We start from the raw sequence: 24,433 nt of genomic DNA on the forward strand, positions 1-24,433 counted from the left end.
CCGGGGGACGGTCGCGATCAGCAGACGACCTCCCTGTTCACGACGTCGCCGGTGTCGCGGACGACGACCGCGCGGCCGCCCCGCAGATCGAGCCACTGCGTCGCGCCGCCGGTGCTGAGCAGGAGGTAGCGGCCGTCGCCGGTGCGGCAGGAGACGCTGAACGCCGCCCGCTCCAGCAGCGTGGCGGTGACCGCCCCGGTGGTGGGGGACACCTCCAGGAGCCTGGCGCGGGACGCCTGCTCCGATTCCACGAGCAGGACGCCGCCCTCGATCCTCAGCCAGAGGTTCTTCACCTCGTCCAGCGGGCCGGGGATGGACACGACGCGCCGGCTCCGGACGCTCAGGTCCCCGGCGGGGGCGCCCGTGTCCAGCATCCGGATGCCGTCGCCGGCCGGTGTGGAGAACCACGCGAAGGCGAGTCCGCGGCCGTCCGCGCTCAGGGACAGGTACTCGGCGTGCCCCGTCAGGTCCCAGGCCGTGCGCTGCCCGCTCGCGACGTTCTGCACGTTCACGCGGACGCTCGGACGCTCCGGCCCCCTGCTCGTGTCGACCGTGAACGCCAGCGTGCCGGCGTCCGCGGAGGCCGTCAGCCGCCCGACCGACCCGCCGGGCAGGTCGCCGCCGGGCAGCGGGGCGAGCACCGCGACGCGGCCCCGGTCGTCGATGCGCAGGCGGTACAGGCGGTCCGGTCCCCGCTCGCCGTCGTCGGGGGTGGCCAGCAGGAAGAAGGTCCGGTTGTCGGCGGTGCCCGCCGCCCCCGACCAGCGCCCCGCACCGCGCGGGGTGGACACCCGCTGGAGCGTGCGCCCGGAGTACGGGTCGACGATCCGGACCTGGTCGTGGACGTCCGGGCCCTCGGAGGGGGGCAGCGCGAGCAGGTAGCGCGTCGCCGCCGACACCGGGCGCGTGTCCGGAGCTTGATCGTTCTGCCTGGTCACCAGCACGGCCCCCGTCACGACCATGACGACCATGAGCACGGCGGCGACCGGCGCCCAGTGGCGGGCCGCGCGGCGGGGGCGGGACGTCCCGGCCTCCGGCGCCGACAGCGGCCTGAGGTCCTCGGGCCGCACCGTCGCGACGGCGGCGTCGATCGCCCGGCCGAGCCGCTCCTCGATCTCGTTCACTGTTCCTCCCCCAACCTGGCGGCGAGCGCGGCCAGCGCCCGCGACGACGTCGACTTCACGGTGCCGCGGGAGATCCCGGCGGCCTCGGCGATCTGGGCCTCGTCCAGGCCGAGGTAGAACCGCAGGACGAGGACCTCGCGCTGGCGGTCCGGCAGCGCCCGCAGGGCGGCCAGCACCTCGCGGTGCTCCTCGCCGAGCAGCGCGGCGGACTCGGCCGACCAGACGGGCGGCTCGTAGTGGCGGTGCAGCCGGCCCGCGAGCTTGCGCCGCCGCAGGACGGTGCGGCACTTGTTGATCACGGCCCGGCGCGCGTAGGGCAGCATCCGGTCGTGGTCGCGCAGCCGCTCCAGCCGGGCGTGCATGGCGGCGAACACGTCCTGGACGACGTCCTCGGCCGTCGGCCGGTCGCCGACGACGAGCAGCGCCAGCCGGACGAGGGACACGTGATGGTCCGCGAACAGCGCGGTGAGCATGGCCGCCGGATCGTCCCCACCGCCGGGACCGCCGCCGCGGGCTACCGCTTCTTCTGTTTCCACGTCTATGACACCCGCCAGGCCGTGCCGAGGTTGCTCGCCGTGGCGAATTCGTCCCCGGCCCGCGTCCCGGGCTCGCCCCGGCGTTGGACGCGGCGAGCGGAACCGGCCTGTTCACAGGGCTCGGGTCGCCTCGCACGGCGTTCGCCGCGGGTGCTCGCGCCGGGTGAATTTTCGGTTCGGGGTTTCCGCTTGCGCGCGGACTCCCGGCCTTGCCAGACTCGTGACCCCGAAGGAACAACGGTTACGGTTTTCATTTCCGAAATGGGGCTTTCGTGAAGGTTGCGTTCGTGGGCAAGGGCGGCAGCGGCAAGACCACCCTGTCGTCGCTGTTCGTCCGGCGGCTCGCCGGGCGCGGACTTCCCGTGGTGGCCGTCGACGCCGACATCAACCAGCATCTCGGCGTCGCGCTCGGCCTGGACGAGGACCGCGCCGCCAAGGTGCCCGCCCTGGGCGACCGGCTCACCGAGATCAAGGAGTACCTGCGCGGCGACAACCCGCGCGTCTCCGCGGCGTCCACCATGGTCAAGACGACCCCGCCGGGCGCGGGCTCGCGGCTGCTGCGCTTCCGCGGGGACGACCCGATCCACGCGGCGGGCCAGGAGGTCGACGGCGTCACGCTGCTCGCCACCGGGCCGTTCAACGACGACGACCTCGGCGTCGCCTGCTACCACTCCAAGACGGGCGCGGTCGAGCTGTACCTCAACCACCTCGTCGACGGCCCCGGCGAGTACGTCGTCGTCGACATGACCGCGGGCGCCGACACGTTCGCGTCCGGGCTGTTCACGCGGTTCGACCTGATGTTCCTGGTCGCCGAGCCCACCCGCAAGGGAGTCGGCGTCTACCGGCAGTACACCGAGTACGCCCGCGACTACGACGTCGCCATCCGCGTCGTCGGCAACAAGGTCCAGACCGAGGACGACGTCGCCTACCTCCGCGACCACGTCGGGGACGACCTGCTGACGTGGGTCGGGCAGTCGGCCGCCGTCCGCGCCGTGGAGCAGGGCCGGGGCGGCGTCGCCCTGGAGGACACCAACACCGCCGCCCTCGACCGCATGCGCGCCGAGGTGGACGCCCGCGTCAAGGACTGGGACAAGTACCAGCGCCAGGCCGTCGAGTTCCACGTCAAGAACGCGCGGAGCTGGGCGAACCGCGCGACGGGCGAGAACCTCGAGGCGCAGGTCGATCCGGGGTTCCGGTTTCCGGTCGCCTACGCGGGGTGACGAACGCCTACCGGCGGCGGGTGATCAGCACTACCCTTCGACCATGACGATGCGCCGGATCCTCATGATGGCGGGCGGCGCCGTGCTCCCCGTCGCCGTCTTCGCCCTCCTCTTCGACAACCAGTGGGTCGTCGACGCCATCCGGGACAGCGACTTCAGGTACAACGAGGGCATCGGCCCGCTCGTCTCATGGTCGCACGCGCTGGCTTGGCGGTTCACCCCGGGCGACGGCTCGAAGTGGACGTTCGTCCTCGCCGTCGACTTCACCACCCTGCTGTTCTTCGTCCTGCTGGCGGCGCTCGTCGCGGCGGCCGCCCGGTTCCTCGACGTGAACCGCGGCCCGCTCGGCGCGCTGATCGTCGGCTGGTGGGCCGCGATCGTCGCGGCCGGGATCGCCGGGCTCGTGTTCGGCCCCCTGCTGTACTGGACGCTCGACCTCCGGTCCGCGTCGGAGGCGATCTTCTCGTCCATCAGCCAGGGCGTCTCGTCCGGCTTCGCGTTCGGCTGGATCGCCGGGCTCGGCGCGGTGGGCGGCTTCCTCATGTCCCGGCCGCGGACGCCGGGCGTCCAGCAGCCGTACGGGGGCGGCGGGCAGGCGTACGGCATGCAGCCGGGAATGCAGCCGGGAACGCAGCTGGGCGTCCAGCAGCCGCAGCAGCCGTACGGCGGGCAGCAGCCGTACGTCCCGCAGCAGATGCACCAGCAGCCCATGCCGCAGCAGGCGCCGCCTCAGCAGATGCAGCCGCAGCAGCCGATGCCACCGCAGCAGCCGATGCAGCCGCATCCGTCGGCGGTGCCGTACGTCCCGCCGCAGGGCCAGGGGCAGCAGCCGCCGTGGGGCGCCGCGCCCGTGCCGCCGCAGCAGCAGCCGGGAGCGCCCGCGCCGCAGCAGTTCGGGGCGCCGCCCGTCCCGCCGCAGCAGCCCGCCCAGCCCATCGCTCAGCCCGCCCAGCCCGCCGTGCCGTCCGCTCCGCAGGCGCCCGCGCCGGAGCCCGCGGCGGACGATGAGGAGCCGCCGGAGCCCGAGAACGCGGCCGAGCGCGACGACGCCCCCGCCGACCCGCCCGAGGACACCCCGGAGCGGGACGACGACGACCTCGACCTCGCCGACCGCACCCGGATCGACCGCCAGCGCGACGAGTAGGCCGAGGAGCCGTCGGCGCCCGTCAGTCTTCGTCAGTCTTCGTTGGGCAGCGGTGGGAGGTCGCCGGTCCGCTCGTAGTCGGAGAGCATGTCGATCCGGCGGGTGTGCCGCGACTCGCCGGAGTACGCGGTGCCGAGGAAGAGCTCCAGGAACCGGGTCGCGGTCGCCAGGTCGTGCTGCCGGGCGCCGATGCTGATGACGTTCGCGTCGTTGTGCTCGCGGGCGAGCCGCGCGGTGTCCTCGTTCCAGACCAGCGCGGCGCGGACGCCCTTCACCTTGTTGGCCGCGATCGCCTCGCCGTTCCCGGAGCCGCCGATCACGACGCCGAACGTGCCGGGCTCCGCGGCCGTCCGCGCGGCGGCGCGCAGGACGAACGGCGGGTAGTCGTCCACGGCGTCGTACTCGAACGCGCCGCAGTCGACGGCCTCGTGCCCGTTCTCCTTCAGCCAGGAGACCAGGTGCTCCTTCAGCTCGAAGCCTGCATGGTCGGTTCCCAGAAACACGCGCATGGGCCCGATTGTGGCAGGCTCCGGCGCCCGGCGGCGCGCCGGGGCTAGGACCCGTCCGCGGACGGCTTCCGGGGCGCGCCGCCGCGTTTGCCGAGGCGGCGCCGCTCGTTCTTGGCGGCCTTCGTCCGCCGTGCGGCTCCCGCCGCCGAGTCCGCGGGCGCGGGCGGCTGCGAAACGGGCTGCGGCGGCCCCTCGCCCTCCGGTCTCGGCCGGGAGACGTCCCGCGCGCGCATCGCCGCGTCCACCGTGATCCGCATGCCCGGCTGTCCCATGTGCCGCTCCCTCGAAGAACGCAGGTAATCAGGATCATAGGAGGCTGGACCGTTGCAAGGCCCCGCCGGTGCCTCGGATGCGGGCCCCCGGACGTGTTTGGTCGGTACAGTGCCGGAGTAATGCTGCAACGACTGGTGCATTTCCTTCCGCCGAGGCTGCGGGCCGCGCTGCGCAGGATCCCGATCCTGGTGGCGCTGTACCGCTGGCTCCGGAGGGGCAAGCTCACCAGGGAGCGGTACATGTTCGCCGGGCTGGCGGCCGCCGCGATCGCGATCGGGCTCGCCACCTCCAGCGACTCGCGCGGCCTCGCCCCGTCCGGCGCGCTGGTGCTGATCGTGCTCGGCGGCGGGCTGCTGCTGAAGGTCCGCGCCCTGCTGGCGCTGCTCGGCGTCGTCGTGGCGATGGCGGCCTACAACGCCTCGCAGGACGTCGCCGCGATGGGCCCCGGCATGATCGCCACACTGACGATCACGGCGGTGCTCGCGCTCAGCCTCGCCCGGACGCGGCAGAAGCTCGGCGTCCAGGGGCTGCGCGGCGACTCGATGCTGCTGGAGCTGCGCGACCGGTTGAAGCGCCAGGGCGAGCTGCCCGAGCTGCCGGACGGCTGGGGTTCGCAGGTCGTCCTGCTGCAGGCGGGCGGGTCGTCGTTCGGCGGTGACTTCGTCGTGTCGACCTGCGACGGCGGGACGCTTGAGGTGGCGCTCGTCGACGTGTCCGGGAAGGGCACCGACGCCGGTACACGAGCGCTCATGCTGTCCGGTGCGTTCGGGGGACTGCTTGGATCGGTCCAGCCTGATCGGTTCCTGCCCGCGTGCAACGTCTACCTCCAGCGCCAGCGGTGGGACGAGGGCTTCGTCACGGCCGTCCACGTCGTGGTCGACCTCAAGACCGGCGAGTACACGGTGGAGTCGGCGGGCCATCCGCCCGCCGTGCAGTTCGACGCGGGCAGCGGCGTCTGGCAGGTCAGCTCGGCCAAGGGCGTGGTGCTCGGCGTCGTCCCGGACCTGCGGTGCGTCCCCGAGCACGGGACGCTCCGCCCCGGCGACGCCCTGCTCCTCTACACCGACGGGCTGGTCGAGTCGCCGGGCAGCGACCTCGACGCGGGCATCGACCGGCTGCTCGGCGAGGCGGAGCGGCTCGTCCCGCAGGGCTTCGGCAGCGGCGCCCGGGAGCTGGTCGAGACGATGGCGGCGGCCCGCGACGACGACTGCGCCCTCGTCGTGATCTGGCGCACCTGACTCGCCGCCGGCCCGCCCGCCACCGACCCGCCCGCCACCGGGCGGCCCGTTAGCGGCGGGCCCGCCGGACGAGCCTGGCCTGGGCGCGGCCGACGATGATGGCCCCGATCAGCACGGTCCCCGCGGCGGCGCCGAGGCCCGCGAGCAGCCGCGTCCGGGGCGACGGCCCGGTCACCGCCCACCCGAGCGGCGTGAACGCCTTGGTCGGCGTCTCCACCGGATCGGCGGCGAGACGCGGCGGAACGTGCGGCGGCGGGGACGGCGCCGGGCGCGGCCGGCGCGGCACGGCGATCTCCACCCCGCCCGCCGCCACGGCCGCCGCGGGAGCCGGACGCGCGGCCGCCCCGACGCCGACCGGCGGCTGCGCGACGAGCGCGAGCAGCAGCTCCGACGCGGGCGGACGGTCCGCCGGGTCCCGCGCCAGCGCCCACCGCACCGCCGGGACGAGCGGCTCCGGCAGCCCGGACAGGTCCGGCTCGTCGGCCCCGGTGCGCAGGGTGGCCGGGTCGCCGCCGATGGGCATGCGGCCCGTCCCGGCGTGGGCGATGAGGCAGCCCCAGGCGAACACGTCGGCGGCCGAGGTCGCGGGCCCGCCGATGAGGACCTCGGGGGCCATCCAGCCGGGCGTGCCGAGGACCTTGCCGGTCGCCGCGGTCGCGCCGGGCATGTCCTGGCTCCGCGCGATCCCGAAGTCGATCACCCGGCACCCCGACAGTGTGAGCATCACGTTGGCGGGCTTGAGGTCGCGGTGCACGAGCCCGGCGGCGTGGATCGCGGCGAGCGCGGACGCGACGCCGACGGCGACGCCGTGCAGGTCGGCGGCGGGCAGCGGGCCGTCGTCGACGAGCCGGTCGTGCAGCGAGATGCCGCCCACGTACTCGGTGACGAGGTAGGGGCGGCCGTCCTCCTCGCCGTGCGCGAGGACTCGCGCCGTGCAGAACGACGCGACGCGCCCGGCGAGGTACGCCTCGTCCTTGAAGCGGCGGCGGTAGGACGGGTCGCCCGCGAGGTGCGGATGGATGGTCTTCACAGCGACGCGCCCGCCGGACACCGGGTCGGCGCCGAGGTACACGGTCCCCATGCCGCCGGTTCCGAGGCGGCCGAGCAGTGTGTGGCCGCCGACCTCGCGCGGGTCGGCGGGTTCGAGCGGCCTGATGTCTCCGTCCATGCCCGCTCCCGTAGCTCCGTTCCCGAGGTTCGTTTCCGAGGTCTCCGCGTCCCCGGGGCTTTCGGCTCCGGCGTTCCCGCGGTCTCTGGGGTCTCCGCGGGCAACCGGTGTCTCACCCGCAGTCCCGTCCATCCCCGTTCGGCGGCGGATTATGGCGTGATCTTCCAGGAAGTGCGCGGGCCGTGCCGTGGAACGCGCCATCCGCAGGGGCGACGGATCGTCCGGATACGTGAACGTCATGCCGTCGCCGCGCCCTGTGCACCTGGAGGCCGATCGGGACGTCCGCCCAGCGTGCGGCCATGTTTCGGCGGGCAATGACCAGGTAACAACCAGTTCTGCGTTCAACCCCCCAGGCGCTGGACGCGCGCGGCGCCCGGCGCCGCGTGCGGGCCGCGCGTGCCGGAAGGGGGAGGGCGCCGGGGTGCGGAGATTCCGGGGCGTGCTGACGCCGTCGCGCTGGTCGCTGCGGACTCGCGTGACCGCCGCCGCGACCCTCGTCGTGGCGCTCCTCCTCACGGTCGGCGCCGTGATCTTCTACCAGGCCGTCCGGGGCGTCGTGTACGGCGGGCTGCACGAGCGCGGCGACTTCGTCGTCACGGACGTGAGCACGCTCGTGCACAGCACCGACCCGCACGGGACGCTGCCCGTCCAGGACACCGAGTTCACCCTCCTCCAGGTGGTGAGCGCGGACGGCGCGCTCGTCGCGTCGAGCGACTCGCTGAGCGGGCACGGGCCCCTGGACGTCCCGCCGCCGAGCAGGCCGGGGCATCCCGAGTCCCGCACGATCGACATCCCGGGCAAGGGCGCGGTGTACGTCGTCTCCGAGAAGGTGAGCTCTCCCGGCGGCTGGCGGATCGTGCACGTGGGCGCGCCCAGCACGCTGTTCGTCCGCTACCGGGGCCTGCTCGCCGGGCTGCTCGCGGGGCTGGTGGTGATCGCGACGGTCGCGCTCGCCTGGATCGTGTCGCTGTCGGTGCGGCATGCGCTGCGCCCGGTGCGGGTGATGAGCGGCGAGCTGACCGAGATCACCGGGCGCGGCGCGGGCCGCCGGGTCACCGTGCCGGGCCCGAAGGACGAGGTGTCCGAGCTGGCGGAGTCGGTGAACGTGACGCTCGGCAGGCTGGAGGCCGTCCTGACCCGGCAGCGCGGCTTCGTCGCGGACGTCTCGCACGAGCTGCGCAGCCCGCTGACCGGCCTCCGCGCGCAGCTCGAACTGGCCCTCGAACATCCCGAGGACGAGGACTGGCCCGCCGTCGCCCGCGCCGCGCTCGCCGACGCCGACCGGCTCCAGGGGATCGTCAGCGACCTGCTGATCCTCGCCAAGCTCGGCGCGGGTGTGAGCGTCTCGCGGGAGCGGGTCGACCTCGGCGAGCTGGTCCGGGCGGAGACGGGGCGGCGGCCCCGGCGCGTCCCGATCGAGGTGGGCGCGCCCGACGGGATCATGGTGAGCGCCACCCCGCACCATCTCGTCCGGCTGCTGACGAACCTGCTCGACAACGCCGAGCGGCACGCCGCGTCGCGGGTGTGGGTGACGGTCGCGGTGGACGGGGGCGACGCCGTCCTGGAGATCCTGGACGACGGCGCCGGCATCGCCCCCGAGGACCGCGAGCGCGTCTTCTGGCGGTTCCAGCGGCTCGAAGAGGGCCGCGGGCGCGACCCGGGCGGCACCGGGCTCGGCCTGACGATCTCCCGCGACATCGCCCGCGCGCACGGCGGGACGCTCGTCGCCGCCGAGAGCGGCAAGGGGGCGCGGTTCGTCCTGCGCATCCCGCTCGACGACGACTGAGCCCGAGCGCCGGGTCAGGCGAGCGGCGGGCGGCGCGTCCCGTGCCGGGTGGCCTGCTCGAAGGCGTGCCCGATCCGGAGGACGTCGAGGTCCGCCCGGTGCGGGCCGACGATCTGGAGCCCGACCGGGAGGCCGTCCCCGGTGAACCCGGCGGGCACCGACAGCGCGGGGCAGCCGGTCGCCGAGACGAGGAAGCACGACCGCATCCATTCGAGGTAGTCGGGCATGGGCTGCCCGGCGACCTCGTCCGGGTACTCGATCTCGGCGTCGAACGGCGGGACCTGGCTGACCGGGAGGAGGAGCGCGTCGTACCGTCCGAAGAACTCCCGGACACGGTGGAAGAGCGCCGTGTGCAGGGCTTCGGCGCGTCCGACGTCGGGGCCGGAGAGGGCGCGTCCCGCCTCGATGTTGGCGGCGAGGGACGGTTTGAAGTCGGCGCGCCGCTCGTCCAGGAGGGGGCCTAGGGCGACGTCCCAGTGCCAGGCGCGGAGCGTCCGGAAGACCTCGTCCGCGCCGGACAGGTCGGGGCACGCCTCCTCGACCGCGCAGCCCAGCTCCTCGAACACCTTCACGGCCGGTTCCAGGACGCCCGTCACGGCGGAGTCGACGGGGACCGTCCCGCCGAAGTCGGGGGACCAGGCGACGCGCAGCCCGGCGAGGTCGCGGCCGAGCGGGACGGCGAACGCCGAGCCCGGCGTCTCCAGCGCGATCGGGCTGCGCGGGTCCGGGCCCGCGAGGACGGACAGCAGCAGCGCCGCGTCGGCCACGGTCCGCGCCATCGGGCCCTGCACGCCCATCGTCGCCCATCCGGCGGGCACCGGCCAGGACGGCACTCGTCCCGGCGACGGGCGGAACCCGACGACGTTGCAGAACGACGCGGGGTTGCGCAGCGAGCCGCCCATGTCGCTGCCGTCCGCGATCGGGTGCATGCCGCAGGCCAGCGCGGCCGCCGCCCCGCCGCTGCTCCCGCCCGCCGACCGCGACGGGTCGTACGGGTTGCGGGTCACGCCGAAGATCGGGTTGAACGTGTGCGAACCGGCGGCGAACTCCGGCACGTTGGTCTTGCCGAGCGTGATCGCCCCGGCGGCGCGGATCCGCTCGACGACGAGGTCGTCGGCGGCCGGGACGTGGTCGGCGAAGATCGGCGAGCCGGACGTCGTGCGGATCCCGGCGGTGGCGTGGGTGTCCTTGTGCGCGACGGGCAGGCCGTGCAGCGGGCCGGGGTCGGCGCCGCGGGCGAGCTGCTCGTCGGCGTCCCGCGCCTGGTCGAGCGCGCGTTCGGCGACCAGCGTGACGATCGCGTTGACCTGCGGGTTCGTCCGCTCGATCTGGTCGAGATGCGCCTGGACGACCTCCCGCGCGGACAGTTCGCGCGCCCGGATCCGGCGGGCCAGCTCACGGGCGGACGCGAAGCGGATCTCCGCGTTGATCTCTTCGGACACGGCGACGTCCCTTCTGCCACGGTGCCTCCAGTGTCCACCCCGGACGGCCCCTGACCAGCCCTCACGGTCATGATGGAGCACGTGACGGAACGGGTCGGCGCGACCGGGCTGCTGCGCCGCGTGCTCGACGGCGGCCGGTGGACGTCCTGGGACGTCCCGCCCCGCGCCGGGCCCGAGCCCGGCTCGCCCTACGGCCGGGACCTCGCCGCCGCCCGCGAGCGCAGCGGCTGCGACGAGGCCGTCCGCACCGGGGAGGGGCGGCTGCGCGGCCGCCGCGTCGCGTTCGTCGTGTCGGAGTTCCGCTTCCTCGCCGGGTCGATCGGCCTCGCCACCGCCGACCGGATCGTCGCCGCCGTCGAGCGCGCCACCGCCGAGCGGCTGCCGCTGCTCGCCGCGCCGTCGTCCGGCGGGACCCGCATGCAGGAGGGCACGGCCGCGTTCGTGCAGATGGCGCGCATCACCGCCGCCGTGGCGGCGCACCGCGCGGCGGGGCTGCCCTACCTCGTCTACCTGCGGCATCCGACGACCGGGGGAGTGTTCGCGTCCTGGGGGTCGCTCGGGCACGTCACGGCGGCAGAGCCGGGCGCGCTGATCGGGTTCCTCGGGCCGCGCGTGTACGAGGGCCTGCGCGGCGAGCCGTTCCCGCCGGGCGTGCAGGTCGCCGAGAACCTCGCCGCCAAGGGGCTGCTGGACGCCGTGGTCGGCGTCGACGACCTGGCCGAGGTGGCGGCCCGCGCGCTGGACGTCCTGTGCGGCGCCCCGCCGCCCGCCGCCCCGCCCGTGCCGCTCGTCCCGGCCGCCGTGCCGGAGACGGCGGCGTGGGAGTCGATCGAGCGGTCGCGGCGGCCGGGCCGTCCGGGCGTCCGCGACCTGCTGCGGCACGGCGCGGCGGACGTCACGCCCCTGTCGGGCACCGGCCAGGGGGAGGCCGACCGGGGGATCGTCCTCGCGCTCGCCCGGTTCGGCGCGGCGCCGTGCGTCCTCGTCGGCCAGGACCGGGTCGGCCGGCGCGCCGGGAACCCGCTCGGCCCGGCCGGGCTGCGGGTCGCGCGGCGCGGCATGCGGCTCGCCGCCGGGCTGGGCCTGCCGCTCGTCACCGTCGTGGACACGCCGGGCGCCGCGCTGTCCGCCGAGGCGGAGGAGGGCGGCCTCGCCGGGGAGATAGCGCGCTGCCTCGCCGACCTGATCACGCTGCCCGCGCCGACGCTCTGCCTGCTGCTCGGCGAGGGGGCGGGCGGCGCGGCGCTCGCCCTGCTGCCCGCCGACCGGGTGCTCGTGGCGCGGCACGGCTGGCTGGCGCCGCTGCCGCCGGAGGGGGCGTCGCTGATCGTCCACCGGACCCCGGCCCGCGCGGACGAGCTGGCGGCGGCGCAGGGCGTCCGGTCGGCGGACCTGCTCCGCGACGGGTTCGCCGACGTCCTCGTGGACGAGCGTCCTGACGCCGCCGACGAGCCGGAGGCGTTCTGCCGCCGCGCGGCCGCCGCCGTCGGACGCGAGCTGGCGGGCCTCGCGCCCGGCACGGCGGCGTCCCGGCAGGCGCGCTACCGTGCGGGCCCATGACCGAATCCGCCACGCGCGAGGCGTATGACGCCGTCGCCCAGCTCTACGCCGACACCTTCCGCGACGCCCTCGCCGACATGACGCTCGACCGCGCCATGCTCATGGCGTTCGCCGACCTGGTCCGGGGCCTCGGCCCCGTCGCCGACCTCGGCTGCGGGCCGGGGCGGCTGACCGGCCACCTGGTGTCGCTCGGACTGGACGCGTTCGGCGTCGACCTGTCCCCGGAGATGATCGAGCTGGCCCGCGCCGAGCACCCCGGCCTGCGCTTCGACGTGGGGACGATGGCGTCGCTCGACCTCGCGGACGAGAGCGTCGGCGGCGTCCTCGCCTGGTACTCGACGATCCACGTCGCCCCCGACGACCTGCCGCGGATCTTCGCCGAGCTGTACCGGGTGCTCGTCCCCGGCGGGCACCTGCTGATCGGGTTCCAGTCCTGCGACGGGGACGAACCGGTCCCGCACGACCACCGGGTCGCGCGGGCCTACCTCTGGCCGCTGGAGCCGATGGCCGCCCTGCTCGCCGAGACGGGCCTCGTGGAGGTGTGCCGCGTCGGCCGCGCGGCCCTGGAGGGCGAGCGCGTCCCCTCGGGCCACCTCATATTCCGCAAGCCTTGAGCGCGGGGGCGCGGCCTCGCCGCGCCCTCCCGCCGCTCCCCGTTCCGGGTGGCCCCGATTCGGGGACGATTCGGAGTGAAGCGGCCACCGTACGCATCGCGGCGAATCCGTACGGGAAAGGTCGTTTGGGGGCTTACGATTTGGTCCGGGAGGGGTGCCGTGCGCGCGTTGCTGCTACAACATGATCATGTGTCGCCGTCCGGGCCGGTCGGGGAGCGGCTGGTCCATCACGGGTACGAGGTCGCCGAGCTGATGGTGGTGCCCGAGGAGCGGCAGCACGCACCGGGCGTGACCTTCGACTTCCCCGACCCGGCGGAGTGGGATCTGATCGTCCCGATGGGCGCGCCCTGGTCGGTGTACGACCCGGCCGTCGCGTCGTGGGTCGAGCCCGAGTTGCGGATGCTCGCCGCCGCGCACCGCGCCGGAGTCCCGGTCTTCGGGGTCTGCTTCGGCGGCCAGGCGCTCGCGGCGGCGCTCGGCGGGGCCGTGGAACGGTCTCCGAGCCCAGAGATGGGCTGGGTGGACGTCGAAACGGACGACCCCTCGATCGTCGGCCCCGGTCCCTGGTTCCAGTTCCACTTCGACCGGTGGGTGCTGCCGCCGGGCGCCGTGGAGGTCGCGCGCAGCGCCGTCTCCTCGCAGGCGTTCGTCCTCGGACGCTCCATGGGCGTGCAGTTCCACCCCGAGATCACGGCCGAGGAGTTCGGGCTCTGGTCGGCGCACGGCGCCGCCGCGCTGATGCGCGCAAGGGGCATCGACCCCGACGCGGTGCTGGCGTCGGTTCAGCGGGACGAGGCCGAATCGACCCGCCGCACCTTCGCCCTCATCGACGCCTTCCTTGAGCGGACGAACGGGCAGACGCCTGAACAAGGGCGCTGAACAGCGCCTGCTGTGTCCGGTCGGTGGCGGCCGTGTCCTCGGGATGCCATTGGACGGCCAGGAACCAATGCCCCGGTTCCGCCAGTTCCGCGCCCTCGATCGTCCCGTCGAACCCGAACGCCGTCGGGGTCAGGGCGGGGGCCAGGGTCGCTATCGACTGGTGGTGATAGCAGGAGGCGGCGGTCTCCTCGGTGTCGAGGGTCTTGGCCAGAAGGGTGCCGGGCTTCACGTTCACCGAATGCACCTTGTGGCGGTGGTCTCGCGGCATGTGCTGGTTGAGCGTCCCGCCGAGAACGGTGTTGACGATTTGCAGTCCCCGGCAGATCGCGAGGGTCGGGACGCCCGCCTCCAGGACGTGGGCGGCGAGCGCGAGGTCGAATTCGTCCTGCTCGTCGTCGACGTCGTAAAGGGCCTCGTGCTCGGTCTTCTCGCCGTAGTGGCGCGGGTGCAGGTCGCCGCCGCCCGGCAGCAGGACGCCGTCGCAGCGGGCCAGCCGGGACGCGTCGAACGGCGCGGCCGGATGCATGACGAACGGCTCGCCACCCGCCTGGAACACCGCCTCCACCAGGGCGCGGGCCGCGACCTCGGCCCGGTAGCGGAGCGCGGACGCCGACTCGGAGAAACGGGCCGGAAGGGCGATCAGCGGGCGGGTCGGGCCGGTCACAGTTCGATCCACGTCGTCTTCAGGTCGGTGTACTTGTCGAGGGCGTGCAGGGATTTGTCGCGTCCGTGGCCCGATTGCTTGACGCCGCCGAACGGGACGCTCATGTCGCCTTCCTCGTAGCAGTTGACCCAGACCGTCCCGGCGCGGAGGGCGCGGGAGACGCGGTGCGCGGTGGAGAGGTTCGACGTCCAGACGGCGGCGGCCAGGCCGTAGTCGGTGTCGTTGGCGAGCGCGACGGCCTCGTCCACGTCGTCGAATTCGAGAACGGCGAGGACGGGCCCGAATATCTCGTCCCGCGCCACCCGCATTTCGGGTTTCACCTGGTCGAAGACCGTGGGGGTGATGAAACGGCCGTCGACCTCCGCGCCTGTGCGCAGCCGGGCGCCGTCCGACTGCGCCGCCCTGATGTGCGCGAGGACGCGGGAATGGTGCGTGGCGGAGACCAGCGGCCCCATTTCGGTGGCCGGGTCGAGCGGGTCGCCGGTGCGCAGCGATTCGGCGCGGGCGACCACGCGGTCCACGACCTCGGCGGCGATCGAGCGGTGGACGAGAAGCCGCGACGGCGCCGTGCACATCTCGCCCGCGTTGAAGAAGATGCCCCATGCGGCGGTGTCGGCGGCGGCCTCCAGATCGGGGGCGTCCGGGAGGATGATGTTCGGCGACTTCCCGCCGAGTTCCAGCCACACGCGCTTCAGGTTGGAGTTGGCCGCGTAACGGAGGAAATGGCGTCCGACCTCCGTCGAGCCGGTGAAGGCGAGGACGTCGACGCCCGGGTGCTCGCCGAGCGCGCGTCCGGCCACCTCGCCGGGGCCGTTGACGACGTTGAACGCGCCGGGCGGCAGCCCCGCCTCGGTGGCGAGCGCGGCCAGGTGCAGCGCCGACAGCGGCGACTCCTCGGCGGGCTTGAGGACGACCGCGCACCCGGCGGTGAGGGCCGGGGCGAGCTTCCACGCGGCCATCGTCAGCGGGAAGTTCCACGGGACGACCGCCGCGACGACGCCGACCGGCTCCCGGGTGACGAGCGCCAGCGACGAGGACGCGGTGCGCGGCGACTCGTCCAGCTGCTTGTCGGCGGCCTCGGCGTACCAGCGCAGGCAGTTGATCACCGCGCGCAGCTCGATCCCGTACGCCTCGCTGATCGGCTTGCCCATCTCCAGGCTGATCAGGAGGGCGAGCGTCGCGCGGTCGCGCTCGACCAGGTCGGCCCAGCGGAGCAGGGCCGCCTTGCGCTCGGCGGGGGAGAGGCGGGGCCACGGGCCGGTGTCGAAGGCGGCGCGGGCGGCGGCGACGGCCGCGTCGACCTCGGCCGTCCCGGCGGCCGCCACGCGCGCGATCGTCCTGCCGTCCCGGGGCGAGACGACCGGCGTCGCGCCGGTGCCGGTGAACACGCCGCCGACGTGGTGCCCGGTGTACGGGACGAGCCCGGCGGCGCGGGCGCGCCACTCCTCGTACGGGACGTCGTTCACAGGCCCTCCTCGAAATTTCGTTTGATCCCGAACAGTAGTCGCCGCGGCTTGACCATCGCACCCCCGCTTCCTAGATTATTTGGGACCAAACAATATGGAGGTGGAGCGATGGCAACCGTCGCGGGGGTCGCCGTCGACCCCGGGCACTGGATCGGCGGCGAGCGCGTCCGGTCGGCGGGGACGTTCACCGACGTCTCGCCGATCGGCGAGACGCCGCTCGCCGAGATCGCGCGGGGCGGAGCGGCCGAGGTGGACGCGGCGGTCGCCGCCGCCCACCGCGCCTTCCCGGCCTGGGCTCGGACGAGCCGGGACGAGCGCGCCCGGCTGCTGCACGCCGTCGCCGACGGCGTGGAGAAGCGGATCGAGGAGCTCGCCCAGGTCGAGACGGCCGACAACGGCGCGCTGATCAGGTCGCACCGGCGCGGCGTGATGCCGCGGGTCGCGCACAACTTCCGGTTCTTCGCGGACTGGCTGCTCAAGCTCGGGCACGACGACTTCGAGACGCGCGGGCACACCAACCACGTCAGCTGGGACCCGGCGGGCGTGTGCGCGCTGATCACCCCGTGGAACGCTCCGCTGATGCTCGCGACGTGGAAGATCGCGCCCGCGCTGGCGGCCGGGAACACGGTCGTGCTGAAGCCCGCCGAGTGGACGCCGCTGACCGCGTCGCTGCTCGCCGACATCGCCGCCGAGGCCGGGCTGCCGGACGGGGTCTTCAACGTCGTCCAGGGCTATGGCGCGGAGGTCGGCGGGCCGCTGACCGCGCACCCGGACGTCCGGCGGATCAGCTTCACCGGGTCGGTCCCCACCGCCCGGACGATCGCCGCCGCCGCGGCGCCCAACCTGACGCCGCTGTCGCTGGAGCTCGGCGGCAAGTCGCCGCTGCTGGTCTTCGCCGACGCCGACCTCGACCTCGCCGTCGACCTGGCGGTCGAGCAGTACGACAACGCCGGGCAGGTCTGCCTCGCCGCGACCCGGCTGCTCGTCGAGTCGTCCATCGCGGACGAGTTCACCGCGCGCTTCCTGGAGAAGGCCGGGCGGATCAGGCAGGGCGACCCGCGGGAGGAGACCACCGACATCGGCCCGCAGATCCACCGCCGCCACCTCGAACGCGTGGACGGCTTCGTCCAGCGCGCCAAGGCGGACGGGGCGCGAGCCCTCATGGGCGGCGGTCCCAACGAGGAACTGGGCGGGTTGTACTACCGGCCCACGCTCTTCGCGGGCGCGCCCGAGGGCGCCGAGATCCTCACCGAGGAGGTCTTCGGGCCCGTCCTCACGCTCCAGACGTTCGACACCGAGGACCAGGCCGTCGCCATGGCGAACGGCACCCGGTTCGGGCTCGCCGCCACCCTCGCCACGGGCGACCCAGAGCGCGCGCGGCGCGTCACCGAGCGGCTCGTGGCCGGGACGGTGTGGGTCAACTGCTTCTTCGTCCGCGACCTGAAGGCTCCGTTCGGCGGGTCCCGGCAGTCCGGGATGGGACGCGAGGGCGGCGACTGGAGCTTCGACTTCTACTGCGACCTGAAGAACACGGTGACGGCGCCATGGGCGAAATAGTCGGCGCGGGGCTCCTCGCGCACGTTCCCACGATCGTGCTCCCCGAGGTCACCCGGCGCGAGCTGAACAACGGCGAGGACACCACGCTCGTCTCCGGGCTGGAGCGCCTCCGCCTGGACGTGTTCGAGAAGGACGACTACGACACCGTCGTCGTCCTCGACTCGCACTGGGCGACGACCGTCGAGTTCGTCACGACCGCTCAGGAGCGGCGCGCCGGGCTGTACACGTCCGAGGAGCTGCCGCGCGGCATGTGCCGCATGCCGTACGACTTCCCGGGCGATCCGGAGCTGGCGCGGGCGGTCGCCCGGTATGCGGGCAAGCACGGGACGTACATCACCCCGGTCGACGACCCCTACCTGCCGATCTACTACGCGACCGTGAACCTGTGGACGCACCTCGGCGTCCGCGACGACCCCTACCTCGGCCTGCCCGGCAAGCGGTGGATGTCGATCGGGGTGTGCCAGACGGCCGACACCGAGGACTTCCTACGCCTCGGCCGGGCGCTCGGCGACGCGATCGCCGAGACCGACCGGCGGGTCCTGCTGATCGCGTCCGGCGCGCTGTCGCACACGTTCTGGCCGCTGCGGGTGATCCGCGACCACGAGGCGTCCGGGCCCGAGCACATCTTCACGCCGGAGGCGCGTGCGGCGGACGAGCAGCGCATCGCGTGGCTGAAGGACGGCGACCACGGGCGCGTCCTCGACGCCATGCCGGAGTTCCTGACCTTCAAGCCCGAGGCGCGCTTCGGGCACTACCTCATGATGATCGGCGCCCTTGGCGAGCACGCCTGCAGCGCCCCGGGACGCCAGTACAGCCAGTACGAGAACTCCGTCGGAACCGGCCAGGTGCACATCTGGTTCGACCGGCCCGAGAACGGATGGACCAGCCGATGACCGAGTACCGACGGATCCTGCTGGACGGCGCCGCCACGGCCGTCGTCCGGGACGGCGACGAGCTCGTCAGCGGGGACGGGCGGCGGGTCGGGGTCGACGACGCCGTGCATCTGCCGCCTTGTGAGCCGTCCAAGGTCGTGGCGGTGCACCTGAACCATCGGAGCCGTGTCGAGGAGTTCCAGACGAAGCTGCCGTCCGCTCCGACTTACTTTCACAAGCCGATCTCTGCGTTGAACTCGCATGGCGGGGCGGTCGTTCGTCCTGAGCGGTGCAAGTACCTCAACTACGAGGGCGAGATCGCGATCGTCATCGGGCGGACGACGCGGAACGTGTCGCCCAAGGAGGCCGGGGACTACATCGCCGGGTACACGGTCGCGAACGACTACGGGCTGCACGACTTCCGCGACACGGATGCGGGGTCGATGCTGCGTGTGAAGGGCTCCGACACCCTGTGTCCCCTGGGGCCCGGTCTTGTCACTGACTGGGACTTCCATGGGAAGTACCTGCGGACGTATGTGAACGGCGAACTCGTCCAGGACGGCAGCACGGACGAGATGGAGTGGGACATGCACTACCTCGTCGCCGACATCGCCCGCACCATCACGCTCTATCCCGGGGACGTGCTGCTCTCCGGGACGCCCGCCAACTCGCGTCCCGTCCAGCCGGGGGACGTGGTGGAGGTCGAGGCGGAGGGGCTCGGACGGCTCCGCAACCACATCGTCGCGGGGCCCGTGCCGATCCGGGACGACTGCGGGGCCCAGCCCACCGAGTCGGAGGAGGTCATGTCCACCGTGCTCGGTGGGGACTGGGAATTCCGCGGGATCCGCCCGCCGCGTTCCTCCTAGGAGGTCAGGGCTGCCGCGCGGTTCACCACCTCGCGGCAGAACGCGCCTACCGCGTCCGGGTCGTCCGTGAACTGGGACGGCTTGATGCAGAACGTCGTGAACCCCTGCTTGAGCTGCGCGGGAATGCTCTCCAGCGCCGGTTCGAGCGGGGACACGGAGTCGTCGGCGGGGAACACCGGGCGGCAGCCCCCGATCATCTCCAGGTCGGCGGCGTCGCGGCCGGCGGCGGACATCGCGGTCTTCAGGCGGTCCACCTCGTCCGGGGTCGGACGGCCCAGCGGGTGGAAGCCGTGCCCGTACTTCACGAGGCGGTCCAGCAGGCGGTCGTGGAGGTGCTGCCCGCCGAACCACATGCGCGGCCCGTCCTCGCGGTACGCGCGAGGCTCGAAGTAGACGTCCTCGAAGGAGAAGTGGGTCCCGGAGTAGGAGACGGGGGAGCCGCGCCAGAGCAGGTCCCAGATCTCCAGCTGCTCGTCCAGGATCGCGCCCCGCTTCTCGAACGGGACGCCCATCGCGGCGTACTCGTCCCGGCTCCAGCTCACGGTCGGCTGGACGACGAGGCGCCCCTCCGAGAGGAGGTCGAGCGTGCCGATGTCGCGGGCCAGGGCCAGCGGGTGGCGGAGAGGGGCGAGGACGGCCGCCGCGGCGAGCCTGATCCGGGTGGTGGCGGACGCGATCGCGCCGAGCAGCATGAGCGAGCCCGGCCACGGGGTGAAGGGGTCCTGGTTGCCGGGGTAGGCGTAGTCGCGGGGGTTGCCCATCACGCCCTTGGCGCCCGCGTCCGGGCCTAGGACGATGTGCTCGCTGACCATGACGGCGTCGAAGCCCGCGTCCTCCGCCTCCCGCGCCCAGCGGACGAGGACGGGCAGGTCGCGGCCGGTGGTCAGGGTCCAGTTCTCGCTGAGCACGAGCACGAAACGTGGCGTCATCCCGGTATCGTATGGGCCCAAACGATAGCGGGCAAGGGGTGCCGGGAGCTGTTCGGGAGCCGGCGGGAAGCTGTTCGGGGGCCGTCTCGGTTCAGGTGCGGGAGCGGCGGCCCGACCGGCGGGGCGGGGGCGGTGACTGCTCGCGGAGGGCCGCCCGGCGCTGCTCGCCCCCGTCCTCCAGGTGCTCGATGACGGAGCGGAGCGTCTCGGCGAGTTCCTTGTTGTCGTCGGTGCTCAAACGTTCCACGACGAACGCCTCCTCGGCGTTGAACGCCGGGAACAGGCCGCGCATCAGCTCCTGGCCCTTCGAGGTCAGGCGCAGGAGGACGAGCCGTCCGTCGGTCGCGTGCGAGCCGCGCTCGATCAGGCCGCGTCCCTCCAGGGTCTTCACGACGCCGGTGAGCGTGCCCTTGGAGATGCCCGCCTCCTCGGCGACGTGGCGCGTCTCCATCTCGTCCCAGATCCAGACGACCCAGAGGACGACGAACGCGGTCCAGGTCAGGTCGGCGCCGCGCAGGACCGAGCTCTCGAAGTGCTGGCGGATGGCGGCGGCGGCGCGGTAGATGTTGGAGACCGCCATCATCGCGTCGTGCCGCAGGGGGACGTCGCCGAGGCGCCGCTGGATGGCCTGCTCGGTCTCTTGCAGTGTGTGATGCCCGGTCACGTGCGTCCTCTCTTTGGACAGAATGTGAATCTACCCCTTACCGGGCCTCGTTTGGCTCCGTACGATCCCCGCGGTTCGGAAAACCGCGCGGGCTTGACGAGGGGCCGCCCGTGCGCGCTGGGGGCCCGTGCGCGCTGGGGGCCCGTGCGCGCTGGGGGCAGGCGCGGCGATCGGGTCGGGCATGTCCGCTTCGTCCACCTACGGTCAGATCGGTGGCGGGGGGCGCTCTCCGGAGTCTTGATCGCTAGGTTGTCCTGCTAGTTGATCACTCCGGGAGGTGGTGGCGTTGTCGGAGACGCCTCGTATCGACACGTCCGTTCCGCATTCGGCACGGGTCTGGAACTTCTTACTCGGCGGCAAGGAGAATTATGAGGTCGATCGGCGGGCGGCCGAGCAGTTTCAGGCCATGTTCCCGCAGATCGTGGATATCGCGCTGGCTGACCGCGCCTTCCTCGGGAGGGCGGTGAGGCATCTCGCCGGTGAAGGCGGGATCCGCCAGTTTCTGGATATCGGTACCGGGCTGCCGACCATGGACAACACGCATGAGGTGGCGCAGCGGGTCGCTCCGGAGTCACGGATCGTATACGTGGATAATGATCCGCTGGTTCTCACGCATGCTCGGGCGCTCCTGAGCAGTAGCCCCGAGGGTGAGTGCGATTACATTCAGGCCGACCTTCGTGATCCGGGCGGGATTCTGGAGCGGGCCGCCGAGACGCTGGACTTCTCGCGGCCGGTCGGAATCATGTTGCTGGGGATCATGCATTTCGTGCACGAGGACCGGGAGGCTCAACTCATCCTGCGTCGGCTGATGGACGCGGTTCCGCCGGGCAGTTATCTGGTCATGACGCATGCCACGCTCGACTTCGACGCGGGAGAGACCGCTCAGGAGGAGGCGCAGGCCGAGTGGAACCAGAAGTCCGCGAATCCGATGGTTCCGCGAGGGCGGAACGCCATTCGCTCGTTCCTTGAGGGGCTGGACGTCCTGGAGCCGGGCGTGGTGTCGATGTCTCGGTGGCGTCCTGAGCACACGCCCTGGGGAGAGCCCAAGGTAGTCGCCGGATATGCCGCGGTGGCTCGTAAGTCTTCTTAGCTCGCTTCGGTGTGTGCGCAGTTTCGGGTTCGCCAGACGTGATGGGGGCGGCCTGCGTACGGGGCACCGTGAACCTCGGCCGGTGATGTCAGTGGTCTAGGTAGGGGTCGGTGATCTCGCGGAGGCGGGTGAGGATGTCGTGGAGTTGGTCCATGCGGCGTTTGCCGAGATGGGCCGTCCAGCGGGCCTCCACCTCGGCGACCGCGGCGTCGCCCACGGGGCGGAGTGCGCGGGCCTGAGCGGTCAGGAGGACCAGGCGGGCGCGGGCGTCGGCCGGGTCGATCGTGCGCTCCACGTATCCGGCCTTCTCCAACTGGTCGACGAGGTATCCGGCCGTCTGCTTGGTCACCTGGGCGGACTCGGCCAGGTCGCTGAGCCGGGAACCGTCCTCGTCCACCCGCTGCAGGAGCTTGGCCTGCGCCTGCGTGATGTCGTCGTGGCCCGCCGCCGCCAGCTCCGCGAAGACGTGGCTCTCCATGGACCGGTAGGCGATGAACAGCAGGACGCCGATGTTGGGTTCGGCCGCCATGCGACTCCTTGACATTAGTCAGAGATTCGAATTAATTTAGACAGAGAAGCTGACTAAAAAGGTCGGCCGATCGTATCAGGACGGGGCGCGTGTGGACGCTGCGGCCATGTGGCGGGTCATCGACGCCGAGCGGGCGGGACTGGCCGATCTGCTCGCCGGGCTCACCGACGAGCAGTGGGAGCGGCCCTCGCTGTGCGCGGGATGGCGGGTCCGCGAGGTGGCCGCCCACCTGGGCCTCGGGCCGCGCGCCCGGCTCGGGTGGACGCTGGTCGAGGCGGTGAAGGCCGGTGGCGGCTTCAACCGGATGATCGACAACACCGCCCGGCGGGAGGCCGCCCGCCGTTCGCCGGAGCGGCTGACGGCGGCTCTGCGGGAGGCGTCCGGGTCCCGGCGCCTCGCGCCGGGGCAGAAGCTCGGTTACGCGATGCTCGACGTCCTCGTCCACGGGCAGGACATCGCCGTCCCGCTCGGGATCGAGCGGGCCATGCCGCCGGAGGCGGCGCGCGGTTCCGCGGAGATCACCTGGCGGATCGGGTTCCCCTTTCGCGCTCGGCGGCGGCTGCGCGGGGTGCGGCTGACCGCCGTCGACGTCGACTGGACGGTGGGCGACGGTCCCGAGGTCTCCGGTCCCATCGCCGCGCTTCTGCTGCTGCTCACGGGGCGGGACGACGCCGCGTTGGCGCGGCTCGACGGGCCGGGCGTCGCGGCGTTGGTCGGCGCGAGATCTCACCCGTCCGGGGGAGCGACACCGCGCTGACGGGTGATCAGCTCCCGCGGCGTGCGGCGGTGGACTGGGGACGTCCACGAACCGTCGCCGGAAGGGGCATCGATGACCCTCGTGACCGCATCGCCCGCACGCCTGCGCGCCGCCTGGGGAGCCGCGCACGAACCCGTCGCGGGCGTTCCCCGGTGGGCGCGGATCGCGGCGCTGGCGATTCCGTTCACCGTGCTGCCGTCCGGGCTGTGGCGGATCGCGGCGTTCGCCCTCCACCTGCCGATCATCGACGGTGACGCCTTCGGGTCCGGCGACGTACGGGGCAACGTCCCGGCGTGGCTGCCCATGGAGCTGTACGTGGTGCTGCTGTCGATCCTGTCGGAAGGGGTGGCCTTCCTAGGGGTCGGGCTCGTCGCAGAGTGGGGCGAGGTGTTCCCGCGCTGGATTCCGGGGCTGCGCGGACGCCGCGTCCCCACGGCGGCGGCGGTGATTCCGGCGGCCGTGGGCGCGGCGATCCTGACGGTGTTGTGGACGGTCGTCGTCGTGACCGCCCTCGTCCTCCACGAGACCGTTCGGGGGGACCCGCTGCCGGACAACTTCCCGATCGGCTTCCAGGACTGGCAAGGCGTGCTCGGGGTCGTCGCCTACGCGCCGCTGGTGGCGTGGGGGCCGCTGCTCGCCGCCGTCACGGTCGCCTACTGCCGGCGCCGGGCTCAGGCCAGGCGGCGGCCGCCGTCCCAGACCACGCCGACCTGGCGGTAGTACGCGGCGATGGGCTCCTCGACGGTGAGGAGGGAGAGCTCCTCGGTGGGCGAGTCGTAGAGCGTCAGGTCGGCGTCGCCCGTCCAGGCCGGGCCCGCCTCGAAGCTCGCCGCGCCCGACTCGATCAGCTCGTCCAGGGCGGCGGGCTGTCCGGGCTCGATGGACGGCAGGTAGCGGTGGTGCGCCATCGGGTGGCCGTTGACGAAGCCGTTCGTCTCGGACGGTCCGCGCAGCGTCACCGCGGCCTCGGCCAGGCGGCGGTCGGCGGCTGCGAGGGTGGCGCCGAACCGGCCGCCCTCCGCGAGGCGGGGCGCGCCCTGGCCGAACGGGTGCGGGCGGGTCTGGTGGATCGAGCCGAGCTTCTTCGGATATCCCTGGTGCAGGCCGCGCGCGATGGCGAAGTCCTTGTCGACCCAGATGTAGACGCAGCGGGAGTAGGTCCGTCCCTCGAAGGAGCAGCGGACGACGACGAAGCACTCCTTGTACTGCGCGCGGACCGGGTCGAGCAGCTCCTCGCCGGACGCCGAGCACGACTGCCAGTCCGCCCAGATGATCGCGACCGCGCCCGGGTCCTCCGCGGCGGGGGACAGCGGGGCGGGCAGCAGTTCGGCGACGCGGGCCGGGTCCGTGCGGTACTCGACGGTGAGCAGGTCGCCCGAGTAGTGCCAGGGCGGGCTCGGGATCAGGGACGAGCGGCCCGTCGCCGTCCTCGGGTGCAGGAAGCCTCGCACGGTCGCCACCACGTCCTCCCGGAAACCAAGTCGTTTGGGCCCGTACGATAGTTGGTTCCGCCGGGATCCGCCACTCCGGCGCTGGTGATCAGCGC

General features: G+C 73.2%; 25 protein-coding genes. 13 read left to right on the forward strand and 12 right to left on the reverse strand.

What is annotated here, in order from left to right; translation table 11 throughout:
• Positions 1-17 precede the first annotated feature (17 nt).
• Entirely contained in the window at positions 18-1,124 is a 1,107-nt protein-coding gene (locus FXF65_RS31420) for a hypothetical protein (RefSeq protein WP_148353666.1), read from the reverse strand.
• On the reverse strand, positions 1,121-1,660 hold the full coding sequence (locus FXF65_RS31425; protein ID WP_246199254.1) for a SigE family RNA polymerase sigma factor: 540 nt from the start codon (positions 1,658-1,660) through the stop codon (positions 1,121-1,123). Before FXF65_RS31425 ends, FXF65_RS31420 begins: the two co-directional genes overlap by 4 nt.
• 272 nt (positions 1,661-1,932) lie before the next feature.
• Between FXF65_RS31425 and FXF65_RS31430 the strand changes: the two genes are divergently transcribed.
• Positions 1,933-2,880, forward strand: a complete 948-nt coding sequence (locus FXF65_RS31430) for an ATP-binding protein (protein ID WP_222868817.1) — start codon at positions 1,933-1,935, stop codon at positions 2,878-2,880.
• Between the two features lie 43 nt (positions 2,881-2,923).
• Complete coding sequence (locus FXF65_RS31435) at positions 2,924-4,024, forward strand: hypothetical protein (RefSeq protein WP_148353667.1); 1,101 nt, start codon at positions 2,924-2,926, stop codon at positions 4,022-4,024.
• Between the two features lie 32 nt (positions 4,025-4,056).
• Here the strand turns inward: FXF65_RS31435 and FXF65_RS31440 are convergent, their stop codons facing one another.
• Positions 4,057-4,533 carry a ribose-5-phosphate isomerase gene (locus FXF65_RS31440; protein WP_148353668.1) on the reverse strand — a complete coding sequence of 159 codons (477 nt, stop codon included), beginning with the start codon at positions 4,531-4,533 and terminating at the stop codon, positions 4,057-4,059.
• 44 nt (positions 4,534-4,577) lie between these two features.
• Entirely contained in the window at positions 4,578-4,805 is a 228-nt protein-coding gene (locus tag FXF65_RS31445) for a hypothetical protein (protein WP_148353669.1), read from the reverse strand.
• Positions 4,806-4,925: 120 nt separating this feature from the next.
• On the opposite strand from FXF65_RS31445, the gene FXF65_RS31450 reads away from it, so the two are divergent.
• A complete protein-coding gene (locus FXF65_RS31450) occupies positions 4,926-6,044 on the forward strand; it encodes a PP2C family protein-serine/threonine phosphatase (protein WP_148353670.1) in 1,119 nt (372 codons plus the stop codon).
• A 49-nt stretch (positions 6,045-6,093) separates the two neighbouring features.
• On the opposite strand, the gene FXF65_RS31455 is transcribed toward FXF65_RS31450, so the two are convergent.
• Entirely contained in the window at positions 6,094-7,212 is a 1,119-nt protein-coding gene (locus FXF65_RS31455; protein ID WP_187412596.1) for a serine/threonine-protein kinase, read from the reverse strand.
• Between the two features lie 439 nt (positions 7,213-7,651).
• On the opposite strand from FXF65_RS31455, the gene FXF65_RS31460 reads away from it, so the two are divergent.
• Positions 7,652-8,998, forward strand: coding sequence for a sensor histidine kinase (locus tag FXF65_RS31460; protein WP_222868818.1), 1,347 nt, complete (start codon positions 7,652-7,654; stop codon positions 8,996-8,998).
• A 14-nt stretch (positions 8,999-9,012) separates the two neighbouring features.
• On the opposite strand, the gene FXF65_RS31465 is transcribed toward FXF65_RS31460, so the two are convergent.
• Positions 9,013-10,440 carry an amidase gene (locus FXF65_RS31465; RefSeq protein WP_148353673.1) on the reverse strand — a complete coding sequence of 476 codons (1,428 nt, stop codon included), beginning with the start codon at positions 10,438-10,440 and terminating at the stop codon, positions 9,013-9,015.
• 72 nt (positions 10,441-10,512) lie between these two features.
• Here FXF65_RS31465 and FXF65_RS31470 point away from each other — a divergent pair, with 72 nt between their 5' ends.
• The 3 genes from FXF65_RS31470 (at position 10,513) to FXF65_RS31480 (ending at position 13,493) form a co-directional block, all read left to right on the forward strand.
• Entirely contained in the window at positions 10,513-12,000 is a 1,488-nt protein-coding gene (locus FXF65_RS31470) for a carboxyl transferase domain-containing protein (RefSeq protein WP_222868839.1), read from the forward strand.
• Positions 11,997-12,614 carry a class I SAM-dependent DNA methyltransferase gene (locus FXF65_RS31475; protein WP_148353675.1) on the forward strand — a complete coding sequence of 206 codons (618 nt, stop codon included), beginning with the start codon at positions 11,997-11,999 and terminating at the stop codon, positions 12,612-12,614. The genes FXF65_RS31470 and FXF65_RS31475 overlap by 4 nt, the downstream gene beginning before the upstream one ends.
• Positions 12,615-12,773: 159 nt before the next feature.
• Entirely contained in the window at positions 12,774-13,493 is a 720-nt protein-coding gene (locus FXF65_RS31480) for a type 1 glutamine amidotransferase (protein ID WP_148353676.1), read from the forward strand.
• On the opposite strand, the gene FXF65_RS44865 is transcribed toward FXF65_RS31480, so the two are convergent.
• Both FXF65_RS44865 and FXF65_RS44870 read right to left on the reverse strand, forming a co-directional pair.
• Positions 13,438-14,157 carry a gamma-glutamyl-gamma-aminobutyrate hydrolase family protein gene (locus tag FXF65_RS44865; RefSeq protein ID WP_222868819.1) on the reverse strand — a complete coding sequence of 240 codons (720 nt, stop codon included), beginning with the start codon at positions 14,155-14,157 and terminating at the stop codon, positions 13,438-13,440. The two genes, FXF65_RS31480 and FXF65_RS44865, sit on opposite strands and share 56 nt — an antisense overlap.
• Positions 14,154-15,623, reverse strand: coding sequence for an aldehyde dehydrogenase (locus FXF65_RS44870; protein WP_222868820.1), 1,470 nt, complete (start codon positions 15,621-15,623; stop codon positions 14,154-14,156). Before FXF65_RS44870 ends, FXF65_RS44865 begins: the two co-directional genes overlap by 4 nt.
• Positions 15,624-15,731: 108 nt before the next feature.
• Between FXF65_RS44870 and FXF65_RS31490 the strand changes: the two genes are divergently transcribed.
• The 3 genes from FXF65_RS31490 to FXF65_RS31500 are packed head-to-tail and all read left to right on the forward strand — an operon-like array spanning position 15,732 to position 18,918.
• A complete protein-coding gene (locus tag FXF65_RS31490) occupies positions 15,732-17,180 on the forward strand; it encodes an aldehyde dehydrogenase (protein ID WP_148353677.1) in 1,449 nt (482 codons plus the stop codon).
• On the forward strand, positions 17,168-18,073 hold the full coding sequence (locus FXF65_RS31495) for a DODA-type extradiol aromatic ring-opening family dioxygenase (protein WP_148353678.1): 906 nt from the start codon (positions 17,168-17,170) through the stop codon (positions 18,071-18,073). The genes FXF65_RS31490 and FXF65_RS31495 overlap by 13 nt, the downstream gene beginning before the upstream one ends.
• Entirely contained in the window at positions 18,070-18,918 is an 849-nt protein-coding gene (locus FXF65_RS31500; protein WP_148353679.1) for a fumarylacetoacetate hydrolase family protein, read from the forward strand. Before FXF65_RS31495 ends, FXF65_RS31500 begins: the two co-directional genes overlap by 4 nt.
• Here the strand turns inward: FXF65_RS31500 and FXF65_RS31505 are convergent.
• Both FXF65_RS31505 and FXF65_RS31510 read right to left on the reverse strand, forming a co-directional pair.
• Entirely contained in the window at positions 18,915-19,847 is a 933-nt protein-coding gene (locus FXF65_RS31505; RefSeq protein WP_148353680.1) for a TIGR03619 family F420-dependent LLM class oxidoreductase, read from the reverse strand. The genes FXF65_RS31500 and FXF65_RS31505 overlap by 4 nt on opposite strands.
• A 91-nt stretch (positions 19,848-19,938) precedes the next feature.
• Positions 19,939-20,511, reverse strand: a complete 573-nt coding sequence (locus FXF65_RS31510) for a MarR family winged helix-turn-helix transcriptional regulator (protein ID WP_148353681.1) — start codon at positions 20,509-20,511, stop codon at positions 19,939-19,941.
• A gap of 286 nt (positions 20,512-20,797) precedes the next feature.
• Here FXF65_RS31510 and FXF65_RS31515 point away from each other — a divergent pair, with 286 nt between their 5' ends.
• Positions 20,798-21,601 (forward strand): SAM-dependent methyltransferase, encoded by an 804-nt coding sequence (locus FXF65_RS31515; RefSeq protein ID WP_246199258.1) that lies wholly within the window; start codon positions 20,798-20,800, stop codon positions 21,599-21,601.
• 88 nt (positions 21,602-21,689) lie between these two features.
• Here the strand turns inward: FXF65_RS31515 and FXF65_RS31520 are convergent, their stop codons facing one another.
• A complete protein-coding gene (locus FXF65_RS31520; RefSeq protein ID WP_148353683.1) occupies positions 21,690-22,130 on the reverse strand; it encodes a MarR family winged helix-turn-helix transcriptional regulator in 441 nt (146 codons plus the stop codon).
• Positions 22,131-22,221: 91 nt separating this feature from the next.
• Between FXF65_RS31520 and FXF65_RS31525 the strand changes: the two genes are divergently transcribed.
• Both FXF65_RS31525 and FXF65_RS31530 read left to right on the forward strand, forming a co-directional pair.
• Positions 22,222-22,887 (forward strand): maleylpyruvate isomerase family mycothiol-dependent enzyme, encoded by a 666-nt coding sequence (locus tag FXF65_RS31525; protein WP_222868823.1) that lies wholly within the window; start codon positions 22,222-22,224, stop codon positions 22,885-22,887.
• 72 nt (positions 22,888-22,959) lie between these two features.
• Positions 22,960-23,607: a hypothetical protein gene (locus tag FXF65_RS31530; RefSeq protein ID WP_148353684.1), complete on the forward strand. Its 648-nt coding sequence runs from the start codon at positions 22,960-22,962 to the stop codon at positions 23,605-23,607.
• Here the strand turns inward: FXF65_RS31530 and FXF65_RS31535 are convergent.
• The gene (locus tag FXF65_RS31535) at positions 23,559-24,347 is read right to left on the reverse strand and encodes an acetoacetate decarboxylase family protein (protein ID WP_148353685.1); all 789 of its coding nucleotides are present in this window, start codon (positions 24,345-24,347) and stop codon (positions 23,559-23,561) included. The genes FXF65_RS31530 and FXF65_RS31535 overlap by 49 nt on opposite strands.
• Positions 24,348-24,433 lie beyond the last annotated feature (86 nt).

The organism is Actinomadura syzygii, from assembly GCF_008085905.1.
GTDB lineage: Bacteria > Actinomycetota > Actinomycetes > Streptosporangiales > Streptosporangiaceae > Spirillospora > Spirillospora syzygii.

Excerpts from the sequence above, each read along its gene's own strand:
- FXF65_RS31470 (WP_222868839.1), top strand. The coding sequence starts at position 10,513 with ATGGAGCACGTGACGGAACGGGTCGGCGCGACCGGGCTGCTGCGCCGC.
- FXF65_RS31445 (WP_148353669.1), bottom strand. The coding sequence starts at position 4,805 with ATGGGACAGCCGGGCATGCGGATCACGGTGGACGCGGCGATGCGCGCG.
- FXF65_RS31455 (WP_187412596.1), bottom strand. The coding sequence starts at position 7,212 with ATGGACGGAGACATCAGGCCGCTCGAACCCGCCGACCCGCGCGAGGTC.
- FXF65_RS31440 (WP_148353668.1), bottom strand. The coding sequence starts at position 4,533 with ATGCGCGTGTTTCTGGGAACCGACCATGCAGGCTTCGAGCTGAAGGAG.
- FXF65_RS31520 (WP_148353683.1), bottom strand. The coding sequence starts at position 22,130 with ATGGCGGCCGAACCCAACATCGGCGTCCTGCTGTTCATCGCCTACCGG.
- FXF65_RS31505 (WP_148353680.1), bottom strand. The coding sequence starts at position 19,847 with ATGACGCCACGTTTCGTGCTCGTGCTCAGCGAGAACTGGACCCTGACC.
- FXF65_RS31490 (WP_148353677.1), top strand. The coding sequence starts at position 15,732 with ATGGCAACCGTCGCGGGGGTCGCCGTCGACCCCGGGCACTGGATCGGC.
- FXF65_RS31495 (WP_148353678.1), top strand. The coding sequence starts at position 17,168 with ATGGGCGAAATAGTCGGCGCGGGGCTCCTCGCGCACGTTCCCACGATC.
- FXF65_RS31500 (WP_148353679.1), top strand. The coding sequence starts at position 18,070 with ATGACCGAGTACCGACGGATCCTGCTGGACGGCGCCGCCACGGCCGTC.
- FXF65_RS31450 (WP_148353670.1), top strand. The coding sequence starts at position 4,926 with ATGCTGCAACGACTGGTGCATTTCCTTCCGCCGAGGCTGCGGGCCGCG.
- FXF65_RS31475 (WP_148353675.1), top strand. The coding sequence starts at position 11,997 with ATGACCGAATCCGCCACGCGCGAGGCGTATGACGCCGTCGCCCAGCTC.
- FXF65_RS31435 (WP_148353667.1), top strand. The coding sequence starts at position 2,924 with ATGACGATGCGCCGGATCCTCATGATGGCGGGCGGCGCCGTGCTCCCC.
- FXF65_RS31530 (WP_148353684.1), top strand. The coding sequence starts at position 22,960 with ATGACCCTCGTGACCGCATCGCCCGCACGCCTGCGCGCCGCCTGGGGA.